The organism is Gordonia terrae, from assembly GCF_051789125.1.
Lineage (GTDB): Bacteria > Actinomycetota > Actinomycetes > Mycobacteriales > Mycobacteriaceae > Gordonia > Gordonia terrae_A.
Genome location: NZ_CP196526.1, coordinates 2,879,424 through 2,901,563 on the forward strand (window position 1 = coordinate 2,879,424; position 22,140 = coordinate 2,901,563).

Genomic DNA, 22,140 nt, shown 5'->3' on the forward strand with positions numbered 1-22,140 from the left:
GCAATTCGTCTCACGATGGGGAGAACCTTGTCCAGCCTTCCGCACACCGCCGTCGCACCCGCCTTTCCCACAGCCGTCACCTACGACGCCGCGATGGCCGGCAGAGGCCTGAGCCGGGTTCGTGCCCTGGTGCGCACGATCACCGGCAAAGACCTCTTCCCCGAGGCCGAACACCTGCGGACCTTCGCCGAGGACATGTTCCGCACCGATCCGGTCGCCGAACGGTTCGTCGACGAGGTCTACGGCACGCTCGGCGGCGAGGCCGCGCGTGCGCTCCTGGACCAGGCACTCACCGAAGGCCTCGAGAGCATCAGCGATCCGCCGGCCGCCCTGGTCGACCTGTTCGAGGAGTTCGAGACGGTGCCGGACTGGGTCAACCCGGATCTGATCGCTCAGGGCGAGGAGATCTGGCGCCGCTGGGGCACCGGGCTGTTCAGTGTCGCGGGCGGGATCACCCTCGAGATGTACACCGAGTCCGCCGTCGCCAAGCCCCTGTCGCTCGCGGGCGGCTACGCCGGCGACAACGCGCTGCGACGGTTCCTGGAGACAGCGCGTTTCTGGATCGACGTGTCCCAGCCCGGGGCCCTGCTGACGCCGGGATCCGACGGGCGGGCGACCGCCATGCGCGTGCGCGTGATGCACGTCTGGGTTCGGCGCACCGTCGCCGACCATCCGGAATGGGATCGCAATCGATGGGGTGACCCGATCAGCCAGTCGTATCAGCTGCTCACGCTGCTGGGCGGGAGTGTGGTCCCGGCGCTGGCCCTGTGGCTGACCGGCGTTCAGACGACCCCTCGCGAGATCCGCGTTCTGCTGCACTATCAGCGATACCTGGGACACCTACTCGGCGTGCGAACCCAGTGGTACCCGGAGACCATCGCCGACTCGCTGCGGTTGCTGGCATTCGTGGGCGCCACCCGCAGCTACGACGCGGGCGCTTACGGAGCCGAGCTGATCGAGTCGTTTCCCGCGGCGTTCGCCAACGAGTCCGCGACGGGACTCCAGCGTCTACGCGGCAGATACAACGCGATGATGTACGCCGCCTACTCCAGCATCTACATGATGCCGACCACCCGCCTGCGGTACGACATGCCCAGCCCGGTCCCGGGCATCGCGCTCATCCTGCTCCGGATGCCGGCCGTGGCGCTCACCGAAACCCTGCGCCGGATCTCCCCGGCCTTCCGCCGTGTGCACGAGAACGTGATGTGCCGTCATCGGGAGAACTGGCACGACTGGCAGACATCGGGACGGCCGGCGGAGTACGCCCACGGCAAGGGTCTCCGACGCTGACCGGGCCCGATACCGGCCGCCGAAAAGTTACTCCCGAGTTTGACTCGGTCGCACGCACCATTAGCGTGGTCGGAATGACCCAGACTCCTACCACTGCCCCGACCGTGTCCGATGACGCCCCTGGGCTCGAGTCCCGCGTCGGCCATTACTACCGCCTCGACGACAGCTACCACGTGGGCCGAGAGAAGATCCGCGAATACGCCCGCGCGGTGCAGGACTACCATCCGGCTCACTGGGAGCCCGAAGCCGCAGGGGCACTCGGCTTTTCCGGACTCGTCGCGCCGCTGACGTTCACGTCCATCCCGGCGATGGCCGCCAACCGCGAACTGTTCGAGTCGGTCATCGTCGGCTACGACACCTACGTGCAGACCGAGCAGGTCTTCGAACAGCACCGGCCCATCGTCGCCGGCGATCAGCTCGTCACCGACGTGGAGCTGTCGAGCGTCCGCAAGGTCGCGGGGCGAGAACTGGTCACCGTGACCAACACCATGACCGATGCCGCGGGCGAACGGGTGCACACCATGCACACCACCGTCGTCGGCGTCACCTCCGACGAGGTGGATCCGGAACTCGGTCCCGCCGTGCGCAAGGTGATGATGCACGACGTCAACATCTTCAGTCACGACGAGGCGGCGGACCTCTACGTGAAAACCGTGCGGCCGGAAGGCGAGATCCGTATCGCCGACGACGCGGGCCGGCCATCGGGTGCCCGTTCCTTCGACGAGCTGACAGTCGGTGACGAACTGCCAGTGCACAATGCGCGGCTGTCCCGCGGCGATCTCGTCAACTACGGCGGTGTGGCGGGTGACGCGAACCCGATCCATTGGGACGAGTCGGTGGCGAAGTTGGCCGGCCTGCCCGACGTGATCGCCCACGGCATGCTCACGATGGGGCTGGGTGCGGCCTTTGTGGCGTCGTGGTCGGGCGACCCGGGAGCCGTGACCCGCTACTCGGTGCGGTTGTCGCAGACGGTGCCGGTGCCGGCGGCCGACGGCGGCCACATCGAGTTCAGCGGACGTATCAAGTCGCTGGACCCCGAGACGCGCTCGGGAGTGGTCATCATCGTCGCCAAGTCGGGTGGCCGCAAGGTGTTTGGGCTGGCCACGATGAACATCCGGTTCTCCTGAACCAAGTGGCGTTACTCAGTACTCGCCTTTGATCACGAAGTAGGAGCCGCGGATCACGCCGGCGAGTTTCGACTTCTGACGAGCGAACTTGAATGTCGTCTCGAGCTCCTTCGGCACCTCCATCCCGTCGGACAGCTTGAAGCCGACGGCGCGCTTGCCGGACGGATCGTGACTCCACATCACATTGACGGCCAGACCGGACTCGTAGAACACATAGGACATGTGTAGCCGGGCGTCGGGTTCGCCGACCTCGAAGTCGCTGACCTCGAGCGCGGGTGAGGCGATGGTGATGTCACGCTCCGTGGCCAGGATCCGTTCGACGCGCGCCAGCACGTCGGGTGCGTCCGGGGCTGCGACGACGGTGAAGGCGTGGCCGAACTTCGTCTTGTAGTACCGGGCCTCGTTCGCGCGCAACCCGGCGAGTGCTTCGGCCACCGGTGAGGCCTCGAGTCCCTCGGTGGAGACGTTCGTGAAGTCAATGACGTGACCCATGTTCACACTCCTCGCCAAGGTGCACGTCACAGAGTAAAGCCCCCGACCTCGTCGGTCGGGGGCTTTGACGGTCCTGCGGCTGGTCACTCCAGGACGAACACGGGGATCTGTCGATCGGTCTTCGTCTGGTACTCCGCGTAGGGAGGGTAGGCCGCTACGGCGAGCTCCCACCAGTGATCGCGCTCCTGGCCGTCACTCAGCTCACGGGCGGTCAGTTCCTTCACCTCGGTGCCGTCCTGCGCGGTGACCTGGGGATTCGCCTTCACGTTGTGGTACCACGCCGGATGCTCGGGAGCACCGCCCTTCGAGGCGACCATCAGGTACTTGCCGTTCTCCTCGACCCGCATCAAGGGCACGTACCGCTTCTTACCGGACTTGGCACCAGTGGTGGTGAACAGGACGATCGGGCGATCCATCACCGTCACGCCGTCGGTGGTGCCCTGCTCGAGGATCTTCTCGGTCTGTTCGCGGACCCAGCCTTCGGGACTCAACTCTGCATTAGCACTCATGGTGGGCGGAACACCGCGATCGGTCGAGATATTCCCGGCGCTTGCGTGTGTCCGTTGTCGTGCCCCTCGGTTACTGTGGCCGGACCCCAACCCCTGACTGTGAGATCCCACCGATGCGCCCGCCATCCCGAGTGATCGTGCCGACCCCGGTCGGCACCGTTGCCGTCGACAGCGACGGCGCGGCAGTGGTGCGCGTGGCGTGGCTGCCGGACACCGAGGCAACGGTTGAGGGCGAGACCACCCACCCCGTTCTCGCCGAAGCGGTTCGGCAACTGCGGGCCTACTTCGCCGGCGAGCTCACCGAGTTCGACCTGCCCGTCGACCTCGACAGGATGTCGGACAGCGCTCGCGCAGTTCTCTCGACGCTGTATCACGAAGTCGCACATGGCCAGACCGTCACCTACGGCGAGCTCGCGGCGATGACCGGCACGCGGGTCTCCGCGCGCGGCGTCGGGACGATCATGGGCATCAATCCGGTCCCGGTGATCATCCCCTGCCATCGAGTCGTCGCCGGCGACGGCCTCGGTGGCTATTCAGGTGGTGCCGACGGGCAGGGACTGGCGACCAAACGCTGGCTGCTCGAGTTCGAGGGCGCGTTACCGCCGACACTGTTCTGATCCGACCGTCGTTGCATGTGCGCCGGCGACATGGTGTCGCATGCGACCTCGGTTCGGCTCCGCGACCTCGATCGAGGTCGCGTGACCGGGTTGATGTCGCACGCGACATCACGTCAGGGGTGCGTGGGCGTCGAACCCCGCGTCACGCCGGTGACGAAGCGGCCAGATGCTCGCCGATCAACGATTGCAGACGTCGCGCGTCGTGACCCAGCCATACCGAGAGGTGGGTGCCGGTGTCGATGGGTTCCAGGCGCGCGTCGGGCAGCTGCTCGACGGCGATGAGACTCTGCTCGTACGGGACGTCCGCGTCGGTGCGCGCGTGGATCGCCAGGACCGGCGCGCTGACGTCCCCGAACGGGAGGTCGAGCCCGCGGAACTGGTCGAAATCGTTGTCGAAACCCGCTTTTCGATTGCCGGACACCGTACCGAAGAGATCGGTGACGAGGGCGTTCTGATCGTCGTCGGCGACGATCTCGTCGGTCAGGGCACGGATCTGCGCCCGTGAGAGGTCGCCTTCCCCGGACAGCAGCGTCGAGATCGCGGTGGACGGCGCCTTGGCAGCCAACGTCGTGGCGAGCCATCGTCCGACACGAGTGAACAGCAATTTCTCTTCCGACAGTTCGAGCCTTCCGCGCAGAGTGCTCCGCGGATCGAATCGGGTGCTCACCGCCGCGACTGCCACCACCGACGTCACCCGGTCCCCTGCGTCCGCGGCCAGCGCATAGGCGGCGGGTCCGCCGCCCGACCAGCACATCACCGCGAACCGTTCAATCCCCAGAGTGCTGAGCAGTGCATCGATCAGCGCGGCCTGCTCCGCGGGCGCCCGGGTGCCGGAACCCAGTGGCGTCCCGAGATAGCCCGGCCGCGACACCGCGATCACCCGATGCGACCCACCGAGGAAACGCGTCATCAATGCGCCCTGGTCGTATCCCCCGGGCGAACCGTGCAGGAACACCACGACGGGGCCGGTTCCGACGTCCACGTACTCGATCGGCCCTGCCGGGGTCTGCGCGACGGAAGGCTCGCCAGGTGCGATGCCGGAGCGATCGAGTCCCATGTGCAGTCCTCCGTTGTGCGGCGACGGTGGTGCGAGGGTAGCCCCACGCGCCCGGACACGGACCAGATGTACGGAACACGACGCACGTTCGACCAGACCGCCGCCAGTCGTCGAGGTCGGCCGCATCGTTTCGCGAAATTAATTTGAGACTATTTCGCGACTTATGAGACAGCGCACCCCGCGTGACACCACTATCCACAACCTCTTCCGACGCCGTCTCGAATCGACCGGCGCGTCGCGGAACTCGCTCTCGTAACTTTTGAGATAGTCTGCCGAGGTGACAGAAGACGCGACGGACGGGCCGCCGGGCATGACCCTGGGCTACGCACGCGAGACCCCCGGCACCCATGCGCTCCTCCCCCAGATCGATGCGCTTTCCGACGTGGGCGTCAACCCCGCTCGCATCTACACCGACGCGGCCGACGGGCCCCGGATGGGTGATCACCGACCGGGATTGACAGCGCTTCTCGACTACGCGCGCGCCGGCGACACCACCGTCGTGGTGGGAATCGACCGCCTGGGCACGACCCCGCACGAGGTCATGGCGATCGCGAACGAACTCACCGGCAGGCGAATCGGTCTCCGCTCTCTACGCGAAGGCATCGACACCGACGATCCCGCAGGCGCGATGATCGTCGCCGTACTGGCGTCGTTTGCCGAACTCGACGACACACCCGGCACGCAGGCACTCTCGGGTCGTGCCGCACGCGGCCGATCGGCACGAACAATCGGCCGCCCCCGAGCGCTCGACGCCGAACAGATCGCCCGTGCGGAGCAGATGCGTGCCCGCGGGATCTCCGTGCCGAGGATCGCGCAGGAACTCGGGGTCAGTCGGGCGACGCTCTACCGCACCCTGGCCGAAAGGCGCTCGGTCCGTTGAAGAATCCCGACTCAGACCTGCCTGAACTCGACATCGTCACCGAGTACGGCGTCGTCACGCGGCTCCCCACGTCGTTTCCCATCTACGACGCCGACCTCGACGCACACCTCGACCCCGACCTGTTCCAGCAGGGCTTCATCGACGCCGAGGCGGAACTCTGCGCACTCCCGGCGCCGTGGGCGCGCCAGTTGGCGTCATCGGTCCTCGCGTGCCCGCCTGATCCCGACGACGAGGAGCCCAGTTACACACGCGGTTATCGCGCGGCGCTCTACGGGTATGTGCGGCACGGGTCGACGTGACACCACCTGGGGAGGCTCGACTCCCGCTACGGTGAGACCGTGGACGTCCGGAACGAACCCCGACTGGCGACGCCTGCCGACGCCGCGGCCATCGCCGAACTGCTCGACGCGTTCAACCGGGAATACGACGAACCGACACCGGGACCTGAGGTGCTGGCTCCCCGGCTCGCTGAATTGCTGTCGAACCCTGAGGCTTCGAGCCCCGGGACCTTCGCCGTGGTGGTCGGGACCCCGATCGTTTCGCTGGGGTTGGTCACCATCCGCACCAACGTGTGGCTCGACGGTGGTATCGCCCTTCTCGACGAGATGTACACGGTTCCCGCGGAGCGCAGCCGTGGCCTAGGCAGTGCGGTGCTCACCGCGGCCGTTGCCGAGGCAGCACGACGCGGTGCCGGTGAGTTCGAGATCGAGGTCGACGAACCCGACGTCGACGCGCACCGGTTCTATGCACGTCACGGATTTCCACTGCGGGACCCCGTCACCGGTGATCGCGCTTTCGTGTTACGCAAAGAGATCGGCGGCTGAGCCTCGGGCGCCGTAGGGTACACACGTGGTCCAGCTGACTGTGGGAAGCCATCGCGACGACGCGACGACCGACGTCCACCTCTCCGCGGAGAAGTTCAACCGCCACACCTTCTGGTGCGGCCAGAGCGGGTCAGGGAAGACCTACGCGCTCGGGGTGGTCCTCGAACAGTTGTTGCTTCGTACCCGACTCCCGTTCCTGATCCTGGATCCGAATGCCGACTTCACCCGGCTCCGGGAAACGCGCGGCACCACCGACTCCGCGACGGCCGACGCGATCGCGTCGTCGGACATCCGGGTTCTGCACTCCACGCGGCGCGACCAGCCACAGCTGCGGACTCGGTTCCTCTCCCTGCCCCTGACCTCCAAGGCCGCAGTGCTGCAGCTGGATCCGATCGCCGACGCCGACGAGTACAACGTCCTGCTGCACGCCGACGCCACGCTCACCGACACCCTCGACCAGGGCAGCTACATCAGCGCGTTACGCGCATCCGACAACCCCGGCCATCAACAGCTCGCGCGACGGATCGAGAACCTCCAGGTACTCGACTGGGACCTGTGGGCTCGCGGCGACGTCGCGGCCACCGACGTCGTCGACGAACGGCCACAGGCCACCGTGCTCGACCTCGGCGGGTTCGCGCACCCGGCCGAACCGAAGGTCGCCGCACTCAGCGTGCTCGAACACCTGTGGTCGCGGCGCGACGAACGTCGTCCGATCCTCATCGTGATCGACGAGGCCCACAACATCTGCCCACCGACGGCCACGAGCGCGGTCGAGCAGCTCCTCATCGACCGCGTCGTCCAGATCGCCGCCGAGGGCCGGAAGTTCGGCCTCTGGCTCTTGCTGTCGACGCAGCGACCGACGAAGATCCACCCGAATGTGCTGTCCCAGTGCGACAACCTGTGTCTGATGCGCATGAACGCGCCACGCGACCTGGCGGAGTTGGCCGACACCTTCGGGTTCGTCCCCGACCAGATGCTGGCCCAGTCCCCCGAATTCCGCCAGGGCGAAGCGCTGTTCGCCGGCGGGTTCATCCGGGAACCCACGCACACCCACATGGGCACTCGCATCACCGAAGAAGGCGGTGCCGACGTCGCGGTGCCGTTGCTCGGCTGACGCCCTTCGATCCTGCACACGACGCGAGGCCGCTCCCGATGTCCTGGGAACGGCCTCGCGTCGATCTGTCTCTGTCGGGCTGACAGGATTTGAACCTGCGACCACTTGACCCCCAGGTATCGAGAGTGTGTTCGACGATGTACATCGAGGCAGGTCACCGTACGTTCCGGACGCTACCGAACATCCCCGGATTCCAGCGAAAGGGCGTACGAATGGGCGTACGTCGAACACTTGGACGGCTCAGCTACCAGGCGACGGGGGTTCGTCTTCGGCGGGGGCGTCAGGCTGGTCGCCTGGGGGCAGGGCCTTCTGCGGCTCCGGACTACCAAACTCACGAATCTCGCCCACCATGTCGCTGACGCTGGTCAGGATTCGACTCCCCTCTTCGGTTGCGTCCGCCACGGGATTCAGGAACAGCACAAGTCCCGCCATCGCCGCGACTACCGTCTTCTTCCACTTGTCGCCCGCGAAACTGATGACCGGAACGGACAGCCCGAACAGGGTTCGCGCATTTTCCATCACTGGCGCGGTGCCGAATGTCCCAGTGTTCGCGAGTAGCCAGTCGATGTGATCAACCAGTGCCTTGATCTGTTGGGCGAGATCGTCTGGCAACCCGGCATCCTCGACCAGCGTTCGCCACTGGGCGAGTGATTCACGGAGCGGTCCCAGCTTGTCGTCGTCCAGGACGGGGTAGACGGGCCGACGCCGCATATGGAGTCCAAGGCTCCTCAGATGGTCCAAGTTGTGAAGCTCGATAATTCCGTGCGGCGGGCGGTTGCCGTTCCACCAGCTATCGGGATAGACGACCGCCCCGTACCAGGCTGGCACATATTGAATGAAGAGTTCATGCTCCAGGTCGTCGGGGTCCAAGGAAGTCAGGTAGGTAAGAACCTCGTTCATCAACCCCACGACTGCACCGTGTCGCTGTGCAAACGCTGTCGTACCGACATCGACCCCCAGCACAGCCTTCCACGCTTCCGCGACGTTGCTCACGCCGGAAGTGGCCACGGCACGCAAGATTTGGTCCAACGCGGTGGCCGGATTGTTCGGTATCGCCATAGCGAACGAGTATTCCAGGCGGTACGGACAGATCGGACGTGACTCGCCCTTACCCCCGACGGCAGACCAGCGACATCAGTCGATGTTCGCGCTGGAACCGAAGCATGGTGAAGGCTTCGCGCATGGCTGGGTCCGCCAGGGCGCTCAACGGCAGTCCTGGGGTGTCAGGCAACCGGCAGGGGTCAGCGACCACACCAGACCCGAATAGGTCGGCCTGGGCCATCTGAGCGTCTGCCGGTGATAGGTCATAGCCCATCGGGCCGGGGACGATCTTCAGGCGGCGAAGGGATCGGCGGATGTTGCGGGGTGTGGTGCCCCACTGGTCGGCCAGCTCGGCAACGGCCGCCATGGTTGGTTCCTTTCAGTGAGTAAGGTTCGACATCCCCAAGGACCCGCTGAAGGTCCAGCGTCGGCGGTCGGCCACCCTGGCGGCGGGCGCTGGGGCCGGTAGCGAGGTGGTGTGCCAGGCGCGGACTTGGACTCTGCCCACACCGGCCACGGTGATGACGCGGTACTGGGTGGACTTGATCAGGGCCAGGACTTCGCCGCTGATCTGTTCGGCCCGTGCCTGGGTCAGCGCGTAGACCGCGATGGTGAAGGTGGGTGTGGTCAGGACCCCTGTCTGGTCTTCGGTGCCCCCGTTCAGCGACACCTGAACGAATTCGGCCGGCCTCCCCGCGGGGACATCATCGTGGACTGGAAGGCCATACGGGGCAACCACTTTCAGCATGGTCCGCAATGCGGGCGGTGTGGGCTTCATCCATCCACCCGCTGAAGTAGGACCACACCACCGGGGTGCCAGCGGAGAGGGTTGTACTTGCCGGAGCCGGGTACGCCCTGGACTTCGTAGACCGGCCAGCCGGTGGGTGACTCACCTGGTATCCGAAAACGATCCTTGCTGCCCACCTGATCGACCCAGGACCGGGGTACGAGCATCACCCGATCCACCACCAGCCGGTTGTGTCCTTCGGCCAGTGGCTCGGTGCTGTCGGGGAAGTTAAAGCCGTAGCACCGTCGTTCGACGGGGTCGGCCCATTGCTCGATCACGTTTCCGTAGTCGTCCTGCCCACCGTCGATGAAGGCCAGGTGTTCGACCAGCGTCCGAGCCTTCACAGCATCGACCCACCGTGAAGCGGGTCCCCCATGTAGTCGGCGTCTTCGCCCAGAAGGAACGGGTGGACATCGGGCACCGTCGCGCCACGGCTGTCGCCGGTCAGGATCGTGGAAGCCCTGGGCCGACGCTTGTGTTCGGAACATATGTCCTGCAAGTCCCGGATTTCCTGGGGCTGGAACAGTCCTCCACTGCCGATCTTCACGGATTCCGCGTAGTCACCTGCACTTCGCTGATAAACCGCGCCAGAGCCACGTTCAGCCCAGCGGAGGACAGCACCGCGAAGTACGTCCTTCACGATTTCCAGGTGGACCGGGGTCAGGGTGTTGGTTTCGTCCCCAAGGCAGGGGGCCGCGCTGATGGCGCGTGCCCAGGCGGATCGGATCATGGGTTCGGCCTGCTCAGCGGTCAGGTCGTCATCGAACGGGCTGAGGTCGCTGAACTGGATGGGCGGTGTGGGCAGTGCGGAAGTCATGGTGGCTCAATACCTTTCAGAGGAGGAAGGCCCCCGACCATACCCAGGGAGAATGAGCAAGAACCTGGGGCGGTCGGGGGCCAAGTCGGGATCATTCGCCGATGGTGAACTTTCCGATTCGGTTGGCACGCGGGACGGTGTGGCCCACACGCCAGGTGGCACGAACCGCGATGGAGTCGGAACTGAAGTAGGCATCGGTGCTGGTGGCCACCTGGATTTCGCCGTACGCGCTGATGACTTCAGCGGAGTCCACGATCAGGCCCGACGATGACGGGACGGCGGCGGACACCAGGGTGGGGATCGAGAGCAGAAGCTGAGCGGCATCGTTGGTACCCGCACCCCGAAGCGACTGGTTCGACCCGGTGGCGGTCTTGAGCTTTCGCAATGCGGCCCAGCCGATGGGGTCCAGGATCAGGTGGGACGGGGTGGCACCGTTGGCCTGAAGTGCGGCCACCAGGTCGATCAGCGAATCGAGGTCGCCAGTCACCGGGTCTCCGGTGACCACACCATCGACGTTGACCAGGCCAGCGACGGGGGCGACGGTGGGCGCGGTCGGTGCCACCTGGCTGATGAACAGGGCGTTCGCCTTCTTGGTGAGTGCGCGCCTGGCCGACTTGGCCAACTGATCGGAGGTGCCGTTCTGCACGTCCTGTTCACGCGACACCCGCATGAGTTGAGTGATTTTGCTGGTGTAGGCCAGGGTTTCCGACAGTTCCGGATCGGCTTCGGGGATTTCAGCCCCCTCGGCGGTCACCTGGGCTTCGTCGTCGGACACGTAGGCCACCCGCACGGCCACCTGGTCGCCTTCGACATCAGCGGCCTTCGTGGACGCCTGCACGATCAGCGCGTCCGGAACGATGTCGGTCGGGGCAAAGGCCTGGACATCGGGATGCCATGCCTGGTCGGTGTTGGTGGTCTTGAGAGTCATTGTTTTTCCTCGTTCAGTAGTCGGGGTGGGAAACGAAAATGACGCGGCCCACCAGAGCGTCAAATCAATTCGAGGCAACCCAAGGCCATCGCTTAAGCCTGAAAGGAACACGAATTGACGAGCATAAGGTGGAACCGCGTCAAGCTTTTCCACACCCCGCCCCAGACGGGGATAAGAACGAATATAACAGATATGTTCTCAACTCAGGAAATGCCCGCCCATACACCCCAGGCGAGCAATTCCTTTTCTATTCAGTTATGAGCTTGCCGCAACTCTTTATTCCGAGCCTTTCTGCATTCCGAGCTACACGCCTTCGTCTGATTCCGCGTCAGCGGAGCACCACACACCAGGCATGGGATCGGGCCGCGTCGGCGGGCAGCTATCCGGCAGGCTTGCGAACAGTACCGGCGACGGTGCGGGATGCTGATGAGCTTCCGTCTGCACACGAGGCAGTTGAAGCCCTTCCGTGCCCGCCCGACCTTCGACCGTCGAGGACGATTCACCCTCTGACCCAACTCATCTGACATGTTGCACCTACCCTCCTTCTAAACTCGGTGCAGGTGTAAAAGATCCGAACGGCAATGCCTACCGGGGGCCGGAAACACCTCGCATGGGGGTAGCCCCCTGGGTGTATTACTCCTGCATACGGGGACCAAACGCGCCCGTCCAGGCTTCGCTGGCGTCCACCTGACCTTCTACGTGGTCGTGGCTCTGACCTTGGGTGTGGTCAGGGGCAGGACGACGCGGCCCGTCGATGATCCCGAAACGATCGCGCACGTCCTGAACCGCTGCACCCACTGCCGCCGCGTCCACCGTGCCGTCGTCGGTCAGCAGACCATCCAGGCCAGCATCACCGCGACCGGCCCAGAAGGCTTCCGGCCGTACCTGGTCACCCAGCTCCCGTTCGACGGCGGCACGCTGCAAGCCTGTGAGCACACCAGACAGCCGTTCGACTTCGGCGCGTGCTTCGTTGCGTTCGACCCGGTACCGGGCTTCACGGGGGCAACTCTGAAGGCTCCATCAGCAAGCGTCCAAACGGTACCTACCAGGGGCGAATGCGCTACACCGATCCGCTCACTGGGAACTACAAGCGGGTGTCGGTCTACGGCAAGACCGCGAAGGAGTGCCGCGACAAGTTGCAGGCCGTCCGTGATCGGCTCGACGCGGGCGCACCGGCCACCGACGCGAAGGACAGCGTGGGGGCCTGGATGGAACGGTGGCGCACCACGTCTCTGGCCGCGTCAGACCGAAAGCCGACGACGAAGACCCTGTACGACGGGCTCAGCCGGAAGCACCTTGAAACCGGGGACTTTGCCGCCACACGGCTAGATCGTTTGCGGCCCAGCGATGTTGAGTCCCTAGTGGTGGCCCTCCGAAAGAAGAAGCTGGCCGATTCCACCGTTCGATCGGTCTACACCGTCCTTCGCGCTGGCCTGGATGGTGCGGTACGTGACGGCCTACTGGCGACGAACCCGGCGACGAAGGTCCCCCGACCCCGCGTGGACCGCGAAGAAGCCAAGTCACTGACCCCGGCGCAGGTGGCTCAGTTGCTACAGGAAGCCCGTTCCAGCCGGTACTACGTCGGGGTGCTGATGCTTGCCCATACCGGCCTACGGAGGGGGGAGGCGGCGGCGGCACAGTGGCGAGGCATCGACTTCACGAAGCAAGAACTGGCCGTGACTCACACCCTGTCCCGCATTGATGGCGAACTGGTCCTGTCGGCACCAAAGACCAGACGATCCCGGCGACGGGTCCCGCTGTCGGACGCCGTTGTGACCGAGTTGAAGGCGACCCGGAAGCGGCAGGCGGAAGAACAGCTTCGTGCTGGCTCGGCATGGGGCGGTCACCAGGACATGGTGCTGACCACCGAACTGGGCACGATGGTCGATCCCCGGAATCTCCTCCGCGTCGTTGAAGTCGCCGCGAAGTCAGCGGGCCTGGAAGACGTGGGCGCACACACGCTACGACATAGTGCCGCCACCGCCTGGCTGGAGGCGGGCGCACACATCAAGGCGGTGGCCGATCTGCTGGGCCACGGGTCCATCAGTGTGACCGGCGACCTGTACGGCCACACCACCCCAGAGCAGGCAAAGAACGCGGTGACCATGCTGGCCGCCCGACTTGCCGAGTAGTCCAACCTACAGGAGCTTGTCGAACACGTCTCGGTAAGGGCAGCCCCGATGTCCACGGTTGCCGGGGCTCCCGGGGCTTCCAGGATTGCCCGGGTTACCGGGGTTTCCAATGTTGCCGAAGTTGCCCAGGTGCTTGTCCACCACCTGCTGGTCGTGTAGTTCGCCCACGTACTGGCCGCTGAGCCGATGAACGTGACCCGCCGTGCTGATCTGGCCGATTGCTCGACCCCGCATGTCGTGGATGAACCGGCCCCTGATGAATCCAGCGGGACGACCATCGACGCGGTACAGATAATCCGTCATGCAACGAGTATGGCGAACGGGTCTGACAACCTTCGCGAGTAATGGGCGTATTCAATGGGCGTACGTGAATGCGAAAGGGGCGGTTCCCGTTTCCAGAAACCGCCCCTGACCTGCTGTCGGGCTGACAGGATTTGAACCTGCGACCACTTGACCCCCAGTCAAGTGCGCTACCAAACTGCGCCACAGCCCGTTGCTCCCTGCCGAAGCGGAGCGATGTAAAGCCTAGCCGACGAGGACGGTCCCGAACCAATCGGCTGGTCAGCCACCTTTTCGGTGCCGCCGGTCAGACGTCGCAGATCGTGTCGCTCACCGACACGATCAGCGACATCTGCGCATGCGCCTCAGACCGCCGACCGCTTCTTCAGCATGATCCAGCCGGCGGTGACCAGCACGGCACCCACGAGGGACCCGATGATGCCGCTGGGACGGAGTTCGAGACCGTCACCGGAGATGAGGCTGATGAGCAGTCCACCGACGAAGGAACCGACGATCCCGGCCACGAGGGCAAGGCCCCAGTCGACGGTCCGCAGGTTCTTGCCGCCGAGGAGGATCTGGGCGAGTGCGCCGATGACCATGCCGAACACGATGATTGCCAAGATGAGCACGAGACACAGTAGCCCGGAAACGGTCTCGCAGACTCAGAAACACCACAGATGGACACATTCACCACAAGTGCGGTGGTGGACGTGTCCATCCGTGGTGGACCTGTGAGGTAGGAGCTCAGCGCTTGCGGCGTTGTTCCCGCTTGTCGCGCACCCGCACGTTGATACGGACCGGCGATCCGTCGAAGTTGAACTGCTCGCGCAGGCGCCGTTCGAGGAAGCGACGGTAGCCGGCCTCGAGGAACCCGGTGGTGAACATCACGAAGGTCGGCGGCCGCACCGACGCCTGGGTCGCGAACATGACGCGCGGCTGACGACCACCGCGCAGGGGCGGCGGGTTGGCGGCGATGACGTCCTTGAGCCAGTTGTTCAACGGGCCGGTGGACACGCGCTTGTCCCACGAGTCGAGTGCGGATTCCAAGGCGGGCACCAGCTTCTGCACGGAACGCCCGGTCGAGGCGGAGATGTTGACGCGACGCGCCCACGGCACACGTGCCAGCTCCCGGTCGATCTCCTTGTCCAACTGGTACCGGCGATCCTCGTCAACGAGATCCCACTTGTTGAACGCGATCACGAGTGCCCGACCGCTCTCGATGATGAGCGACAGCACTCGCAGGTCCTGTTCGGTGATCGGCTCGGAAGCGTCGATCAACAGGATCGCGACCTCGGCCGCGTCGAGCGCCGACCGCGTCCGCAACGATGCGTAGTACTCGTGTCCGCTGGCGGTGCGCACCTTTCGACGCAGCCCGGCGGTGTCGACGAAATGCCACGTCCGACCGCCGAGTTCGACCAGCTCGTCCACCGGGTCGACGGTGGTCCCGGCGACGTTGTCGACGACGGACCGCTCGGTGCCGGTCAGTTTGTTCAGCAGCGAACTCTTGCCGACATTGGGCTTGCCGACGAGCGCGACCCGTCGCGGACCACCCAGGGTCGGCGCCGCTTCGCGCGGTGTTTCGGGCAGTCGGTCCAGGATGATGTCGAGCAGGTCGCCCGCTCCCCGACCGTGTGCTGCCGACACCGGGTGCGGCTCACCCAGCCCGAGTGACCACAGCGAGGCCGTGTCCGACTCGAGGCGTTCGCTGTCGACCTTGTTCGCGCACAGGATGACCGGCGTCTTGGACCGCCTCAGTACGCGGGCGACGGCTTCGTCGGTCGCGGTGGCACCGACCGTCGCGTCGACCACGACGACGATGGCGTCGGCGGTACGCATCGCGAGTTCGGCCTGCGCGGCGACGGCCTGCTGCAGCCCCTTCGCGTCGGGCTCCCACCCGCCCGTGTCGACGACCGTGAAGCGGCGCCCCGACCACATCGCGGCATAGGACACACGGTCGCGCGTCACCCCGGGGACGTCCTCGACGACTGCTTCGCGTCGACCCAGGATGCGGTTCACGAGAGTGGATTTGCCCACGTTGGGGCGACCCACGATCGCCACGACGGGCATGTGCTCGCCGCCTGCGGCCTCGTCGGCGCCGCCGACGTCGGTCAGCTGCCAATCGGATTCGTCCGACCATGTCCCGTCGCCGGGCAGGGCCGTCAGGTCTCCGTCGTAGTTGTCGCTCACCGTCTTGATGCTCCGATCCGGGCCTGCACGAGCGCACTCAGTTCGTCGAGTACCTCCGCGAGGGTCTTGTCACTGGTGTCGACGACGATCGCGTCGTCGGCGGCGCGCAGCGGGGAGACCGCACGTGTCGAATCGAGATGGTCGCGCCGGTTCACGCTGGCCAGCACGGCGTCGAAGTCGCTGTCCCGGCCGCCGGCCAGGTTCTGCTTGTGGCGCCGTTCGGCACGGGCCTCCGGCGTCGCCGTGAGGAAGATCTTGACGTCGGCGGCGGGGAACACTACGGTGCCGATGTCCCGTCCCTCGACCACCACGAACCGGCCCTGTGCGTTCTGACGTTGCAGGGCAACCAGTTTGGTGCGCACATCAGGTACCGCGGACACCGCCGACACCGCACTGGTGACGTGCTCGGTGCGGATCGGGCCGGAGACGTCGCGTCCGCCGAGAAAGACCTTCGAACCGTCCCCATCGGGAACCAGCTCGATGTCCACGTCGGCCGCGATACGGGAGATGCCTGCCGGATCATCCAGTGCCACGCCGGAATCGAGAACGGCCAGGGTCACCGCGCGATACATCGCACCGGTGTCGAGGTAGCTCGCCCCGACCTTCGACGCCAGGAGTTTGGACACCGACGACTTCCCGGTTCCGGCCGGTCCGTCGATCGCCACCACATGGGTCACGTCCGCCGGCGAATCCGGTCCGTTCTCGGTCACAGGCCGACCGCCTTGTACAGCGCACCGACCTCGTCGTTGCCGAGCACGCGCAGGCTGCCCTGACGCTGCTCACCGAGCGACACGGAACCCACATGTGTGCGAACGAGTTTCACGACCGGAAAACCGACCTCGTCCATCATGCGACGGACCACGCGATTGCGGCCCTCGTGCAGTGTGATGCGGACCAGGGACTGACCCTCATGCACCTCGATCACGGTGAACTTGTCCACCGTCACCGGGCCGTCGTCGAGTTCGATGCCCTCACGCATCCGGCGAGCGATACCGCGGGGCACCTCGCCCTTCAGGGTGGCCAGGTAGGTCTTCGGCACCTCGAACGACGGATGCATCAACCGGTGGGCGAGCTCACCGTCGTTGGTCAGCAGCAACAGTCCCTCGGTGTCGGCGTCCAGACGACCGACGTGGAACAGCCGTTGTCCGGCCATCACGCGCTCGGCCACCACGTCACCGACACACGGCCGGCCCTGGTCGTCGGACATCGTCGACTGCCAGCCCTTGGGCTTGTTGAACGCGAGGTACTGACGCGTCTCGTCCATGATGACGCGCGCCCCGTCGACGCGGATGATCGCGGTGTCGGGGTCGATGCGCAGTCCCTGCTCGGTGACGATCTCACCGTCGACCTCGACCCGCCCGGCGGCGATGAGCTCCTCGGCTCCTCGGCGGGAGGCCACGCCGGCCTGCGCGAGCACCTTCTGCAGGCGGACACCGTCCTCGACGTAGGCCGCTCCCGAACCCTGGTCGGGCGGCGGCGCCTGGTGACGTGCCGGCCGGGCGTTGTTCAGCCGGATCTTGCCGACTTCGGCGTTGGGTGTCGACGATCCCTTGCGATGGGTCTTCTTCGTACGCGGCTGTTGTGCGGGCCCGCCCTTACGGCGCTTTCCCGGTGAGCCATCTCGGCCAGCGGATGCCATGTTCTCTCAGTTCTCTGTGTCGGTGCTTCCACCGTCGATGATCAGTTCCTTCGAGTCTGACGGTTGGGACGACAGTTTGGCGAATCGGGGATCCGCCAGCAGCTCTTCGTCGAGGTCGTCGATCAGGTCCACGTCGGGCAGCAGGGGCGCCAGGTCGGGGAGGTCGCCGAGCGAGGCGAGCCCGAGTCGCTCCAGGAACAGCTCGGTCGTCGCATAGGTGGTGGCGTTGGTCGTCGGGTCGTTGCCCACCTCGCTGATGAGGCCGCGCGCCACCAGGGTGCGGATCACGCCGTCGACGTTGACACCGCGGATCGCGCTGACCCGCGCACGTGTGACCGGCTGGCGGTAGGCGATGACGGCGAGCGTCTCCAGTGCGGCACGCGTCAGCTTCGATCGGGCCCCGTCGAGCAGCAGACGTTCGACATACGGCGCGAAGTCCGCACGGGTGTAGAAGCGCCAGCCGTCGCCGGCGAACCGCAGGTCGATGCCACTACCCGACGCCGTGAGTTGCGACGACATCTCGTTCAGCGTCTCCCTGACCCGCGTCCGGTCCTGGTCGACGGCAGTGGCCAGTTCGTCGGTGGACACCGGCGTGTCGACGACGAGCAGCACTGCCTCCAACGCCGAACGCAGCCGGGCGTCGTCGAGGTACTCGCCCTCGCCGTGCAGGATGGTCTGCTCGGCCTCGCCCGGTCCCGGATCCACCGTGGTCCCATCGAGCGGGGTCCCATCGAGCGGGGTCCCATCGAGCGTGGTCCCATCGGCGGGCCGGGCCTCGGCGTCCGGTGACGTCTCGTCGATGTCGATGTCGGTGCCGGGGTCGAGTTCGGTCGTCCCGTCGTCAGCTGTCATCCGTAGTCCTCTGCCTTGTCGATGCGCAGGTCGTCAGCAGCGCGGTCACCGGTCCACATGACGGCGAGTTCCTCGAGCGCGACCGGTTGCTCGAAGGTGACCGCCCGCTCGCGGAACAACTCGAGCAGACCGAGGAAGCTGCCGACGATCTCCAAGCCGGTCTCGCACGCGGCGGTGAGTTCCCGGAAGTCCAGCCACCGATCCGGCTCGGCGCTGAGCAATGCGGCCATCCGGCGCGCCTGTCCCGGCACCGACACCTTCTGCACGTCGTGCAGGTGGTCGAGGCCGACGGTGGGTACCGGCCGTGGAGTGAGTCCCGCGGCGGCCACCTGGGCGAAGCCCGCGGCGTCGACCCCGAGCGTGACCTCCGGCAGCAGATCCTCGAAGCGCTTCTCCAGCGACACTGCACGCGGATAGCGCTGCAAGGCCGCGGCCTCGAGCTCCCCGAACAGCGCGGCGACCTGTTTGTAGGCGCGATACTGCAGCAGGCGGGCGAACAGCAGGTCCCGGGCTTCGAGGAGCGCGAGATCCTCCGGGTCGTCCACCTCACCGGACGGCAGGAGCCGGGCCGCCTTCAGATCGAGCAGGGTCGCTGCCACGACGAGGAATTCGGTCGTCGCATCGAGACCCATCTCGGGGCCGAGTTCGCGCGTGTAGGCGATGAAGTCGTCGGTCACCACGTGCAGGGCGACCTCGGTCACATCGAGGCGGTGCTGCGAGATCAGGTTCAGCAGCAGATCGAACGGGCCCTCGAAGTTGCGTAGTTTGACGCGGAAGCCGGCCTCCGCACCGGATCCCTCGGCGGCGGCCACCTCTCCCGTGGCGTGCTCCCCCGCACCGCCCTCCGGGCCGACCTCGGCCACCGGCTCCGCTGGCGCCTCGTCCGTGCCGACCGTCATGTGCGTGTGACGTTGCGTGCGATCACTTCTCGCGCGAGGGCGCGGTACGCCTTGGCCCCTGCCGACCGCGGCGCCCAGGAGGTGATCGGTTCGCCGGCCACGCTGGTCTCCGGGAACCGGACGGTCCGGGCGATGACGGTGTCGTACACCGCGTCGCCGAACACCTCGACCACACGGGCCATGACCTCACGTGAATGCAGAGTGCGCGCGTCGAACATCGTCACGAGGATCCCGCCGAGGTCGAGACGCGGATTGAGCCTGTCGCGCACCTTGTTGATCGTGTCGGTGAGCAGAGCAAGCCCGCGCAGGCTGAAGTACTCACACTCCATCGGGATGAGCACCGTGTCGGCGCACGCGAGTGCGTTCACGGTCAGCAGACCCAGCGACGGCTGACAGTCGATGAGCACCACGTCATAGCGATCCAGCACCGGATGCAGTGCGCGCCCGAGCGACTGCTCCCGGCCCACCTCGGTGACGAGCTGGATCTCCGCCGCCGACAGGTCGATGTTGCTGGGCAGCAGGTCGAGCCCGTCGACGCGCGTACGCATGAGGACCTCGTCGGTGGCGACCTGCGGCGGAACGAGCAGGTTGTAGACGGTCTGATCCAACTCGTGGTGCGGTACACCGAGACCCGCAGACAGCGCGCCCTGCGGATCGAGATCGACCAGCAGCACCCGGCGGCCGTATTCGGCAAGTGCCGCACCGAGATTGATGGTCGACGTCGTCTTGCCGACGCCGCCCTTCTGGTTGCAGACCGCGATGACCGTGGCGGGTCCGTGACGGTCGAGCGGAGCAGGTTCGGGCACATCGCGATACGGCCGGCCGGTGGGACCGATCTCGTCGACCTCGTGCTCCGCTTCCTCGGTGTCGTTCCCGGGCGACACCTGGATGCTGTACTGATCCCCCGGACGGGCGCCAGACCGCGGTGCGCTCGGAGTGGTCACGTGTCCGCCGCTCCCTTCGCTGTTCGATACCGTCCTGCTCGGTGACCTCGCCGTTCGAAGTGCCGATGTTCGACGACGCCGCCGTGCTGTGATCCTGCCGGTCTGTCCGTCGGCAGCCGGGCTTCGTATCAGCCTAGGACATCTGCTCGGTCATCCCGGCGTCGGCGCGCCCGAGGTGGTCCGACGGTCAGCGTGCGCGCGGATGCGCGACCGCATACACCTCACGCATCGTGTTCACGGTGACCAGCGTGTAGACCTGCGTCGTGGTGACCGACGCGTGCCCCAGGAGCTCCTGGACCACGCGGACGTCGGCGCCCCCGTCGAGCAGGTGTGTCGCGAAGCTGTGCCGGAGCGTGTGCGGCGACACGGCCTTGTCGAGTCCCGCCCGTTCGGCCGCGGTGACGAGTACCTGCCATGCGCTCTGCCGAGACAGTCGACCGCCACGGGCGTTGAGGAAGAGGGCGGGTGTGGACCGCGACACCAGCGCGGGGCGGCCGCGCACGAGATATGCGTCGAGCGCGTCGATGGCGGGGCCACCCAGGGGCACGAGCCGTTCCTTGCCGCCCTTGCCCCGAAGTCGCACCGCTCGCGCGTCCCGGTCGAGGTCGTCGACGTCGAGGGATGTCGCCTCGGAGATGCGCGCCCCGCAGCTGTAGAGGAACTCCAGCAGAGCGCGATCGCGCAGACCTCGTGGATGATCGTCGGCTCCGGCGGCATCGAGGATCGCCAGCACCTCGTCGACAGGCAACGACTTGGGCAGTCGGCGGGCCGCACGCGGCGGCCGCACCTCATGCGCGACGTCGGTCGAGACGATCCCCTCGTCGACGGCGAACTTGTGGAACCGTCTGGTGGCGACCAGCGTCCGCGCGGTCGAACTGTCGGCGAGCGGGGCGACACCGGCCTCGGGGTCTCCACGCCGCAGCTCGACGAGGAATTCACGGACGTCCTCTTCGGTGACCTCGCCCAGCGAGGTGATGCCCCGCGCGTCGAGGTACCGGCGGTACCTCTCGAGGTCCCGCCGGTACGACGACACCGTGTTGGCCGCCGCACCCCGCTCCACCGTCAGATGGTCGAGGTAGCGCGAGATGTCGGCGACGAGGGTCACGACCGTCGGCGTCGATCCCGGAGAGCGGTCGGTTCGTCCGGCCACGGTGCGTCGACCTTCCGTAGGTCGGCGGCGGTGTGATCCGCAGTGGCCGCTGCGAGGATGCCCGCGACGCTGGTGGCGTTGACGATCTCGCCGGCCAGCACCTTCGCGACGGCATCGTTCAGCGGAACCCATTCCACCGACATGTCGGCTTCCTCGTCGACGCGTTCGGCCTCGTCGAGGTGGTGCAGACCCTCCGCGAGATACAACCTCAGCGCCTCGTCGGTGAACCCCGGCGACAGAGCGAGGTCGACCAGGACGTGCCATGAGTCCGCGGCCAGGTCGGCTTCCTCGGCGAGCTCGCGCTGCGCAGCGGCCAGTGGCTCCTCGTCCGCCTGGTCCAGCAATCCGGCCGGCAGCTCCAGGAGGCGCCGTCCGACCGGGTGCCGGTACTGGCGCACCATCGCGACCCGCCCGGCGTCGTCGCGCGCGAGGATCGCCACCGCACCGAAGTGCTCGACGACCTCCCGCTCGGCGACCCGGCCCCCGGGCATCTCGACGTCGTCGAGACGCAGCGCGATGATCGCCCCGTCGTAGACGGTGCGGGAACCCTTGACCTCGAAGTCGTGCGCCAAGGC

Annotated in this window: 28 protein-coding genes and 1 tRNA gene; 8 read left to right on the forward strand and 21 right to left on the reverse strand. The window is 66.4% G+C overall.

Annotated features, from left to right (window positions below; genetic code table 11):
• Nucleotides 1-15 precede the first annotated feature (15 nt).
• Together ACSUZC_RS13135 and ACSUZC_RS13140 are read left to right on the forward strand one after the other, a co-directional pair.
• On the forward strand, nt 16-1,290 hold the full coding sequence (locus ACSUZC_RS13135) for an oxygenase MpaB family protein (RefSeq protein ID WP_439028990.1): 1,275 nt from the start codon (nt 16-18) through the stop codon (nt 1,288-1,290).
• A 74-nt stretch (nt 1,291-1,364) separates the two neighbouring features.
• Nucleotides 1,365-2,417: a fused (3R)-hydroxyacyl-ACP dehydratase subunits HadA/HadB gene (locus ACSUZC_RS13140; RefSeq protein WP_439028991.1), complete on the forward strand. Its 1,053-nt coding sequence runs from the start codon at nt 1,365-1,367 to the stop codon at nt 2,415-2,417.
• Nucleotides 2,418-2,432: 15 nt separating this feature from the next.
• On the opposite strand, the gene ACSUZC_RS13145 is transcribed toward ACSUZC_RS13140, so the two are convergent.
• Nucleotides 2,433-2,909: a phage tail protein gene (locus ACSUZC_RS13145; protein ID WP_439028992.1), complete on the reverse strand. Its 477-nt coding sequence runs from the start codon at nt 2,907-2,909 to the stop codon at nt 2,433-2,435.
• Nucleotides 2,910-2,992: 83 nt separating this feature from the next.
• Nucleotides 2,993-3,418, reverse strand: a complete 426-nt coding sequence (locus ACSUZC_RS13150) for a nitroreductase family deazaflavin-dependent oxidoreductase (protein ID WP_439028993.1) — start codon at nt 3,416-3,418, stop codon at nt 2,993-2,995.
• A gap of 113 nt (nt 3,419-3,531) precedes the next feature.
• Between ACSUZC_RS13150 and ACSUZC_RS13155 the strand changes: the two genes are divergently transcribed.
• The gene (locus tag ACSUZC_RS13155; protein ID WP_439028994.1) at nt 3,532-4,035 is read left to right on the forward strand and encodes a methylated-DNA--[protein]-cysteine S-methyltransferase; all 504 of its coding nucleotides are present in this window, start codon (nt 3,532-3,534) and stop codon (nt 4,033-4,035) included.
• Between the two features lie 142 nt (nt 4,036-4,177).
• Here the strand turns inward: ACSUZC_RS13155 and ACSUZC_RS13160 are convergent, their stop codons facing one another.
• On the reverse strand, nt 4,178-5,092 hold the full coding sequence (locus ACSUZC_RS13160; protein WP_439028995.1) for an alpha/beta fold hydrolase: 915 nt from the start codon (nt 5,090-5,092) through the stop codon (nt 4,178-4,180).
• A gap of 310 nt (nt 5,093-5,402) precedes the next feature.
• Here ACSUZC_RS13160 and ACSUZC_RS13165 point away from each other — a divergent pair, with 310 nt between their 5' ends.
• Genes ACSUZC_RS13165 through ACSUZC_RS13180 form a run of 4 tightly spaced genes read left to right on the forward strand, consistent with a single transcriptional unit; the run spans nt 5,403 to nt 7,910 of the window.
• Nucleotides 5,403-5,972 carry a recombinase family protein gene (locus tag ACSUZC_RS13165; RefSeq protein WP_439033114.1) on the forward strand — a complete coding sequence of 190 codons (570 nt, stop codon included), beginning with the start codon at nt 5,403-5,405 and terminating at the stop codon, nt 5,970-5,972.
• Nucleotides 5,969-6,271, forward strand: coding sequence for a hypothetical protein (locus ACSUZC_RS13170; RefSeq protein ID WP_439028996.1), 303 nt, complete (start codon nt 5,969-5,971; stop codon nt 6,269-6,271). The genes ACSUZC_RS13165 and ACSUZC_RS13170 overlap by 4 nt, the downstream gene beginning before the upstream one ends.
• 39 nt (nt 6,272-6,310) lie before the next feature.
• Nucleotides 6,311-6,796 (forward strand): GNAT family N-acetyltransferase, encoded by a 486-nt coding sequence (locus ACSUZC_RS13175; RefSeq protein WP_439028997.1) that lies wholly within the window; start codon nt 6,311-6,313, stop codon nt 6,794-6,796.
• A gap of 25 nt (nt 6,797-6,821) precedes the next feature.
• A complete protein-coding gene (locus tag ACSUZC_RS13180; RefSeq protein WP_439028998.1) occupies nt 6,822-7,910 on the forward strand; it encodes an ATP-binding protein in 1,089 nt (362 codons plus the stop codon).
• A gap of 240 nt (nt 7,911-8,150) precedes the next feature.
• Here the strand turns inward: ACSUZC_RS13180 and ACSUZC_RS13185 are convergent, their stop codons facing one another.
• The 7 genes from ACSUZC_RS13185 to ACSUZC_RS13215 form a co-directional block, all read right to left on the reverse strand.
• Nucleotides 8,151-8,969 (reverse strand): hypothetical protein, encoded by an 819-nt coding sequence (locus tag ACSUZC_RS13185; protein ID WP_439028999.1) that lies wholly within the window; start codon nt 8,967-8,969, stop codon nt 8,151-8,153.
• Nucleotides 8,970-9,018: 49 nt separating this feature from the next.
• On the reverse strand, nt 9,019-9,318 hold the full coding sequence (locus ACSUZC_RS13190; protein ID WP_439029000.1) for a hypothetical protein: 300 nt from the start codon (nt 9,316-9,318) through the stop codon (nt 9,019-9,021).
• Between the two features lie 12 nt (nt 9,319-9,330).
• On the reverse strand, nt 9,331-9,621 hold the full coding sequence (locus ACSUZC_RS13195) for a hypothetical protein (RefSeq protein WP_439029001.1): 291 nt from the start codon (nt 9,619-9,621) through the stop codon (nt 9,331-9,333).
• Between the two features lie 104 nt (nt 9,622-9,725).
• Nucleotides 9,726-10,082: a hypothetical protein gene (locus ACSUZC_RS13200; protein WP_439029002.1), complete on the reverse strand. Its 357-nt coding sequence runs from the start codon at nt 10,080-10,082 to the stop codon at nt 9,726-9,728.
• The gene (locus ACSUZC_RS13205; protein WP_439029003.1) at nt 10,079-10,555 is read right to left on the reverse strand and encodes a hypothetical protein; all 477 of its coding nucleotides are present in this window, start codon (nt 10,553-10,555) and stop codon (nt 10,079-10,081) included. Before ACSUZC_RS13205 ends, ACSUZC_RS13200 begins: the two co-directional genes overlap by 4 nt.
• Before the next feature lie 91 nt (nt 10,556-10,646).
• On the reverse strand, nt 10,647-11,636 hold the full coding sequence (locus ACSUZC_RS13210; protein WP_439029004.1) for a phage major capsid protein: 990 nt from the start codon (nt 11,634-11,636) through the stop codon (nt 10,647-10,649).
• A gap of 480 nt (nt 11,637-12,116) precedes the next feature.
• Nucleotides 12,117-12,407 carry a hypothetical protein gene (locus tag ACSUZC_RS13215; protein ID WP_439029005.1) on the reverse strand — a complete coding sequence of 97 codons (291 nt, stop codon included), beginning with the start codon at nt 12,405-12,407 and terminating at the stop codon, nt 12,117-12,119.
• Nucleotides 12,408-12,538: 131 nt separating this feature from the next.
• Between ACSUZC_RS13215 and ACSUZC_RS13220 the strand changes: the two genes are divergently transcribed.
• Nucleotides 12,539-13,615: a tyrosine-type recombinase/integrase gene (locus tag ACSUZC_RS13220; protein ID WP_439029006.1), complete on the forward strand. Its 1,077-nt coding sequence runs from the start codon at nt 12,539-12,541 to the stop codon at nt 13,613-13,615.
• Between the two features lie 6 nt (nt 13,616-13,621).
• On the opposite strand, the gene ACSUZC_RS13225 is transcribed toward ACSUZC_RS13220, so the two are convergent.
• The 11 genes from ACSUZC_RS13225 to ACSUZC_RS13275 all read right to left on the reverse strand — a co-directional run bounded on the left by ACSUZC_RS13225 (nt 13,622) and on the right by ACSUZC_RS13275 (nt 22,137).
• Complete coding sequence (locus tag ACSUZC_RS13225) at nt 13,622-13,918, reverse strand: 4-fold beta flower protein (RefSeq protein ID WP_439029007.1); 297 nt, start codon at nt 13,916-13,918, stop codon at nt 13,622-13,624.
• 116 nt (nt 13,919-14,034) lie between these two features.
• Nucleotides 14,035-14,108: transfer RNA gene (locus ACSUZC_RS13230), tRNA-Pro, on the reverse strand.
• Nucleotides 14,109-14,259: 151 nt separating this feature from the next.
• Nucleotides 14,260-14,523 carry a GlsB/YeaQ/YmgE family stress response membrane protein gene (locus ACSUZC_RS13235; protein ID WP_238419767.1) on the reverse strand — a complete coding sequence of 88 codons (264 nt, stop codon included), beginning with the start codon at nt 14,521-14,523 and terminating at the stop codon, nt 14,260-14,262.
• A 115-nt stretch (nt 14,524-14,638) separates the two neighbouring features.
• A complete protein-coding gene (gene der / locus ACSUZC_RS13240) occupies nt 14,639-16,081 on the reverse strand; it encodes a ribosome biogenesis GTPase Der (RefSeq protein ID WP_439029008.1) in 1,443 nt (480 codons plus the stop codon).
• On the reverse strand, nt 16,078-16,791 hold the full coding sequence (gene cmk / locus ACSUZC_RS13245) for a (d)CMP kinase (protein ID WP_439029009.1): 714 nt from the start codon (nt 16,789-16,791) through the stop codon (nt 16,078-16,080). Before cmk ends, der begins: the two co-directional genes overlap by 4 nt.
• A complete protein-coding gene (locus ACSUZC_RS13250) occupies nt 16,788-17,720 on the reverse strand; it encodes a pseudouridine synthase (protein WP_439029010.1) in 933 nt (310 codons plus the stop codon). Before ACSUZC_RS13250 ends, cmk begins: the two co-directional genes overlap by 4 nt.
• 6 nt (nt 17,721-17,726) lie before the next feature.
• Nucleotides 17,727-18,572 carry an SMC-Scp complex subunit ScpB gene (scpB, locus tag ACSUZC_RS13255; RefSeq protein WP_439029011.1) on the reverse strand — a complete coding sequence of 282 codons (846 nt, stop codon included), beginning with the start codon at nt 18,570-18,572 and terminating at the stop codon, nt 17,727-17,729.
• A complete protein-coding gene (locus ACSUZC_RS13260) occupies nt 18,569-19,471 on the reverse strand; it encodes a segregation and condensation protein A (protein WP_439029012.1) in 903 nt (300 codons plus the stop codon). The genes scpB and ACSUZC_RS13260 overlap by 4 nt, the downstream gene beginning before the upstream one ends.
• The gene (locus tag ACSUZC_RS13265; RefSeq protein WP_439029013.1) at nt 19,468-20,415 is read right to left on the reverse strand and encodes a ParA family protein; all 948 of its coding nucleotides are present in this window, start codon (nt 20,413-20,415) and stop codon (nt 19,468-19,470) included. The genes ACSUZC_RS13260 and ACSUZC_RS13265 overlap by 4 nt, the downstream gene beginning before the upstream one ends.
• Before the next feature lie 187 nt (nt 20,416-20,602).
• Nucleotides 20,603-21,520 (reverse strand): site-specific tyrosine recombinase XerD, encoded by a 918-nt coding sequence (gene xerD, locus ACSUZC_RS13270; protein WP_439033115.1) that lies wholly within the window; start codon nt 21,518-21,520, stop codon nt 20,603-20,605.
• A complete protein-coding gene (locus ACSUZC_RS13275) occupies nt 21,517-22,137 on the reverse strand; it encodes an NUDIX domain-containing protein (RefSeq protein WP_439029014.1) in 621 nt (206 codons plus the stop codon). Before ACSUZC_RS13275 ends, xerD begins: the two co-directional genes overlap by 4 nt.
• Nucleotides 22,138-22,140: the final 3 nt, after the last annotated feature.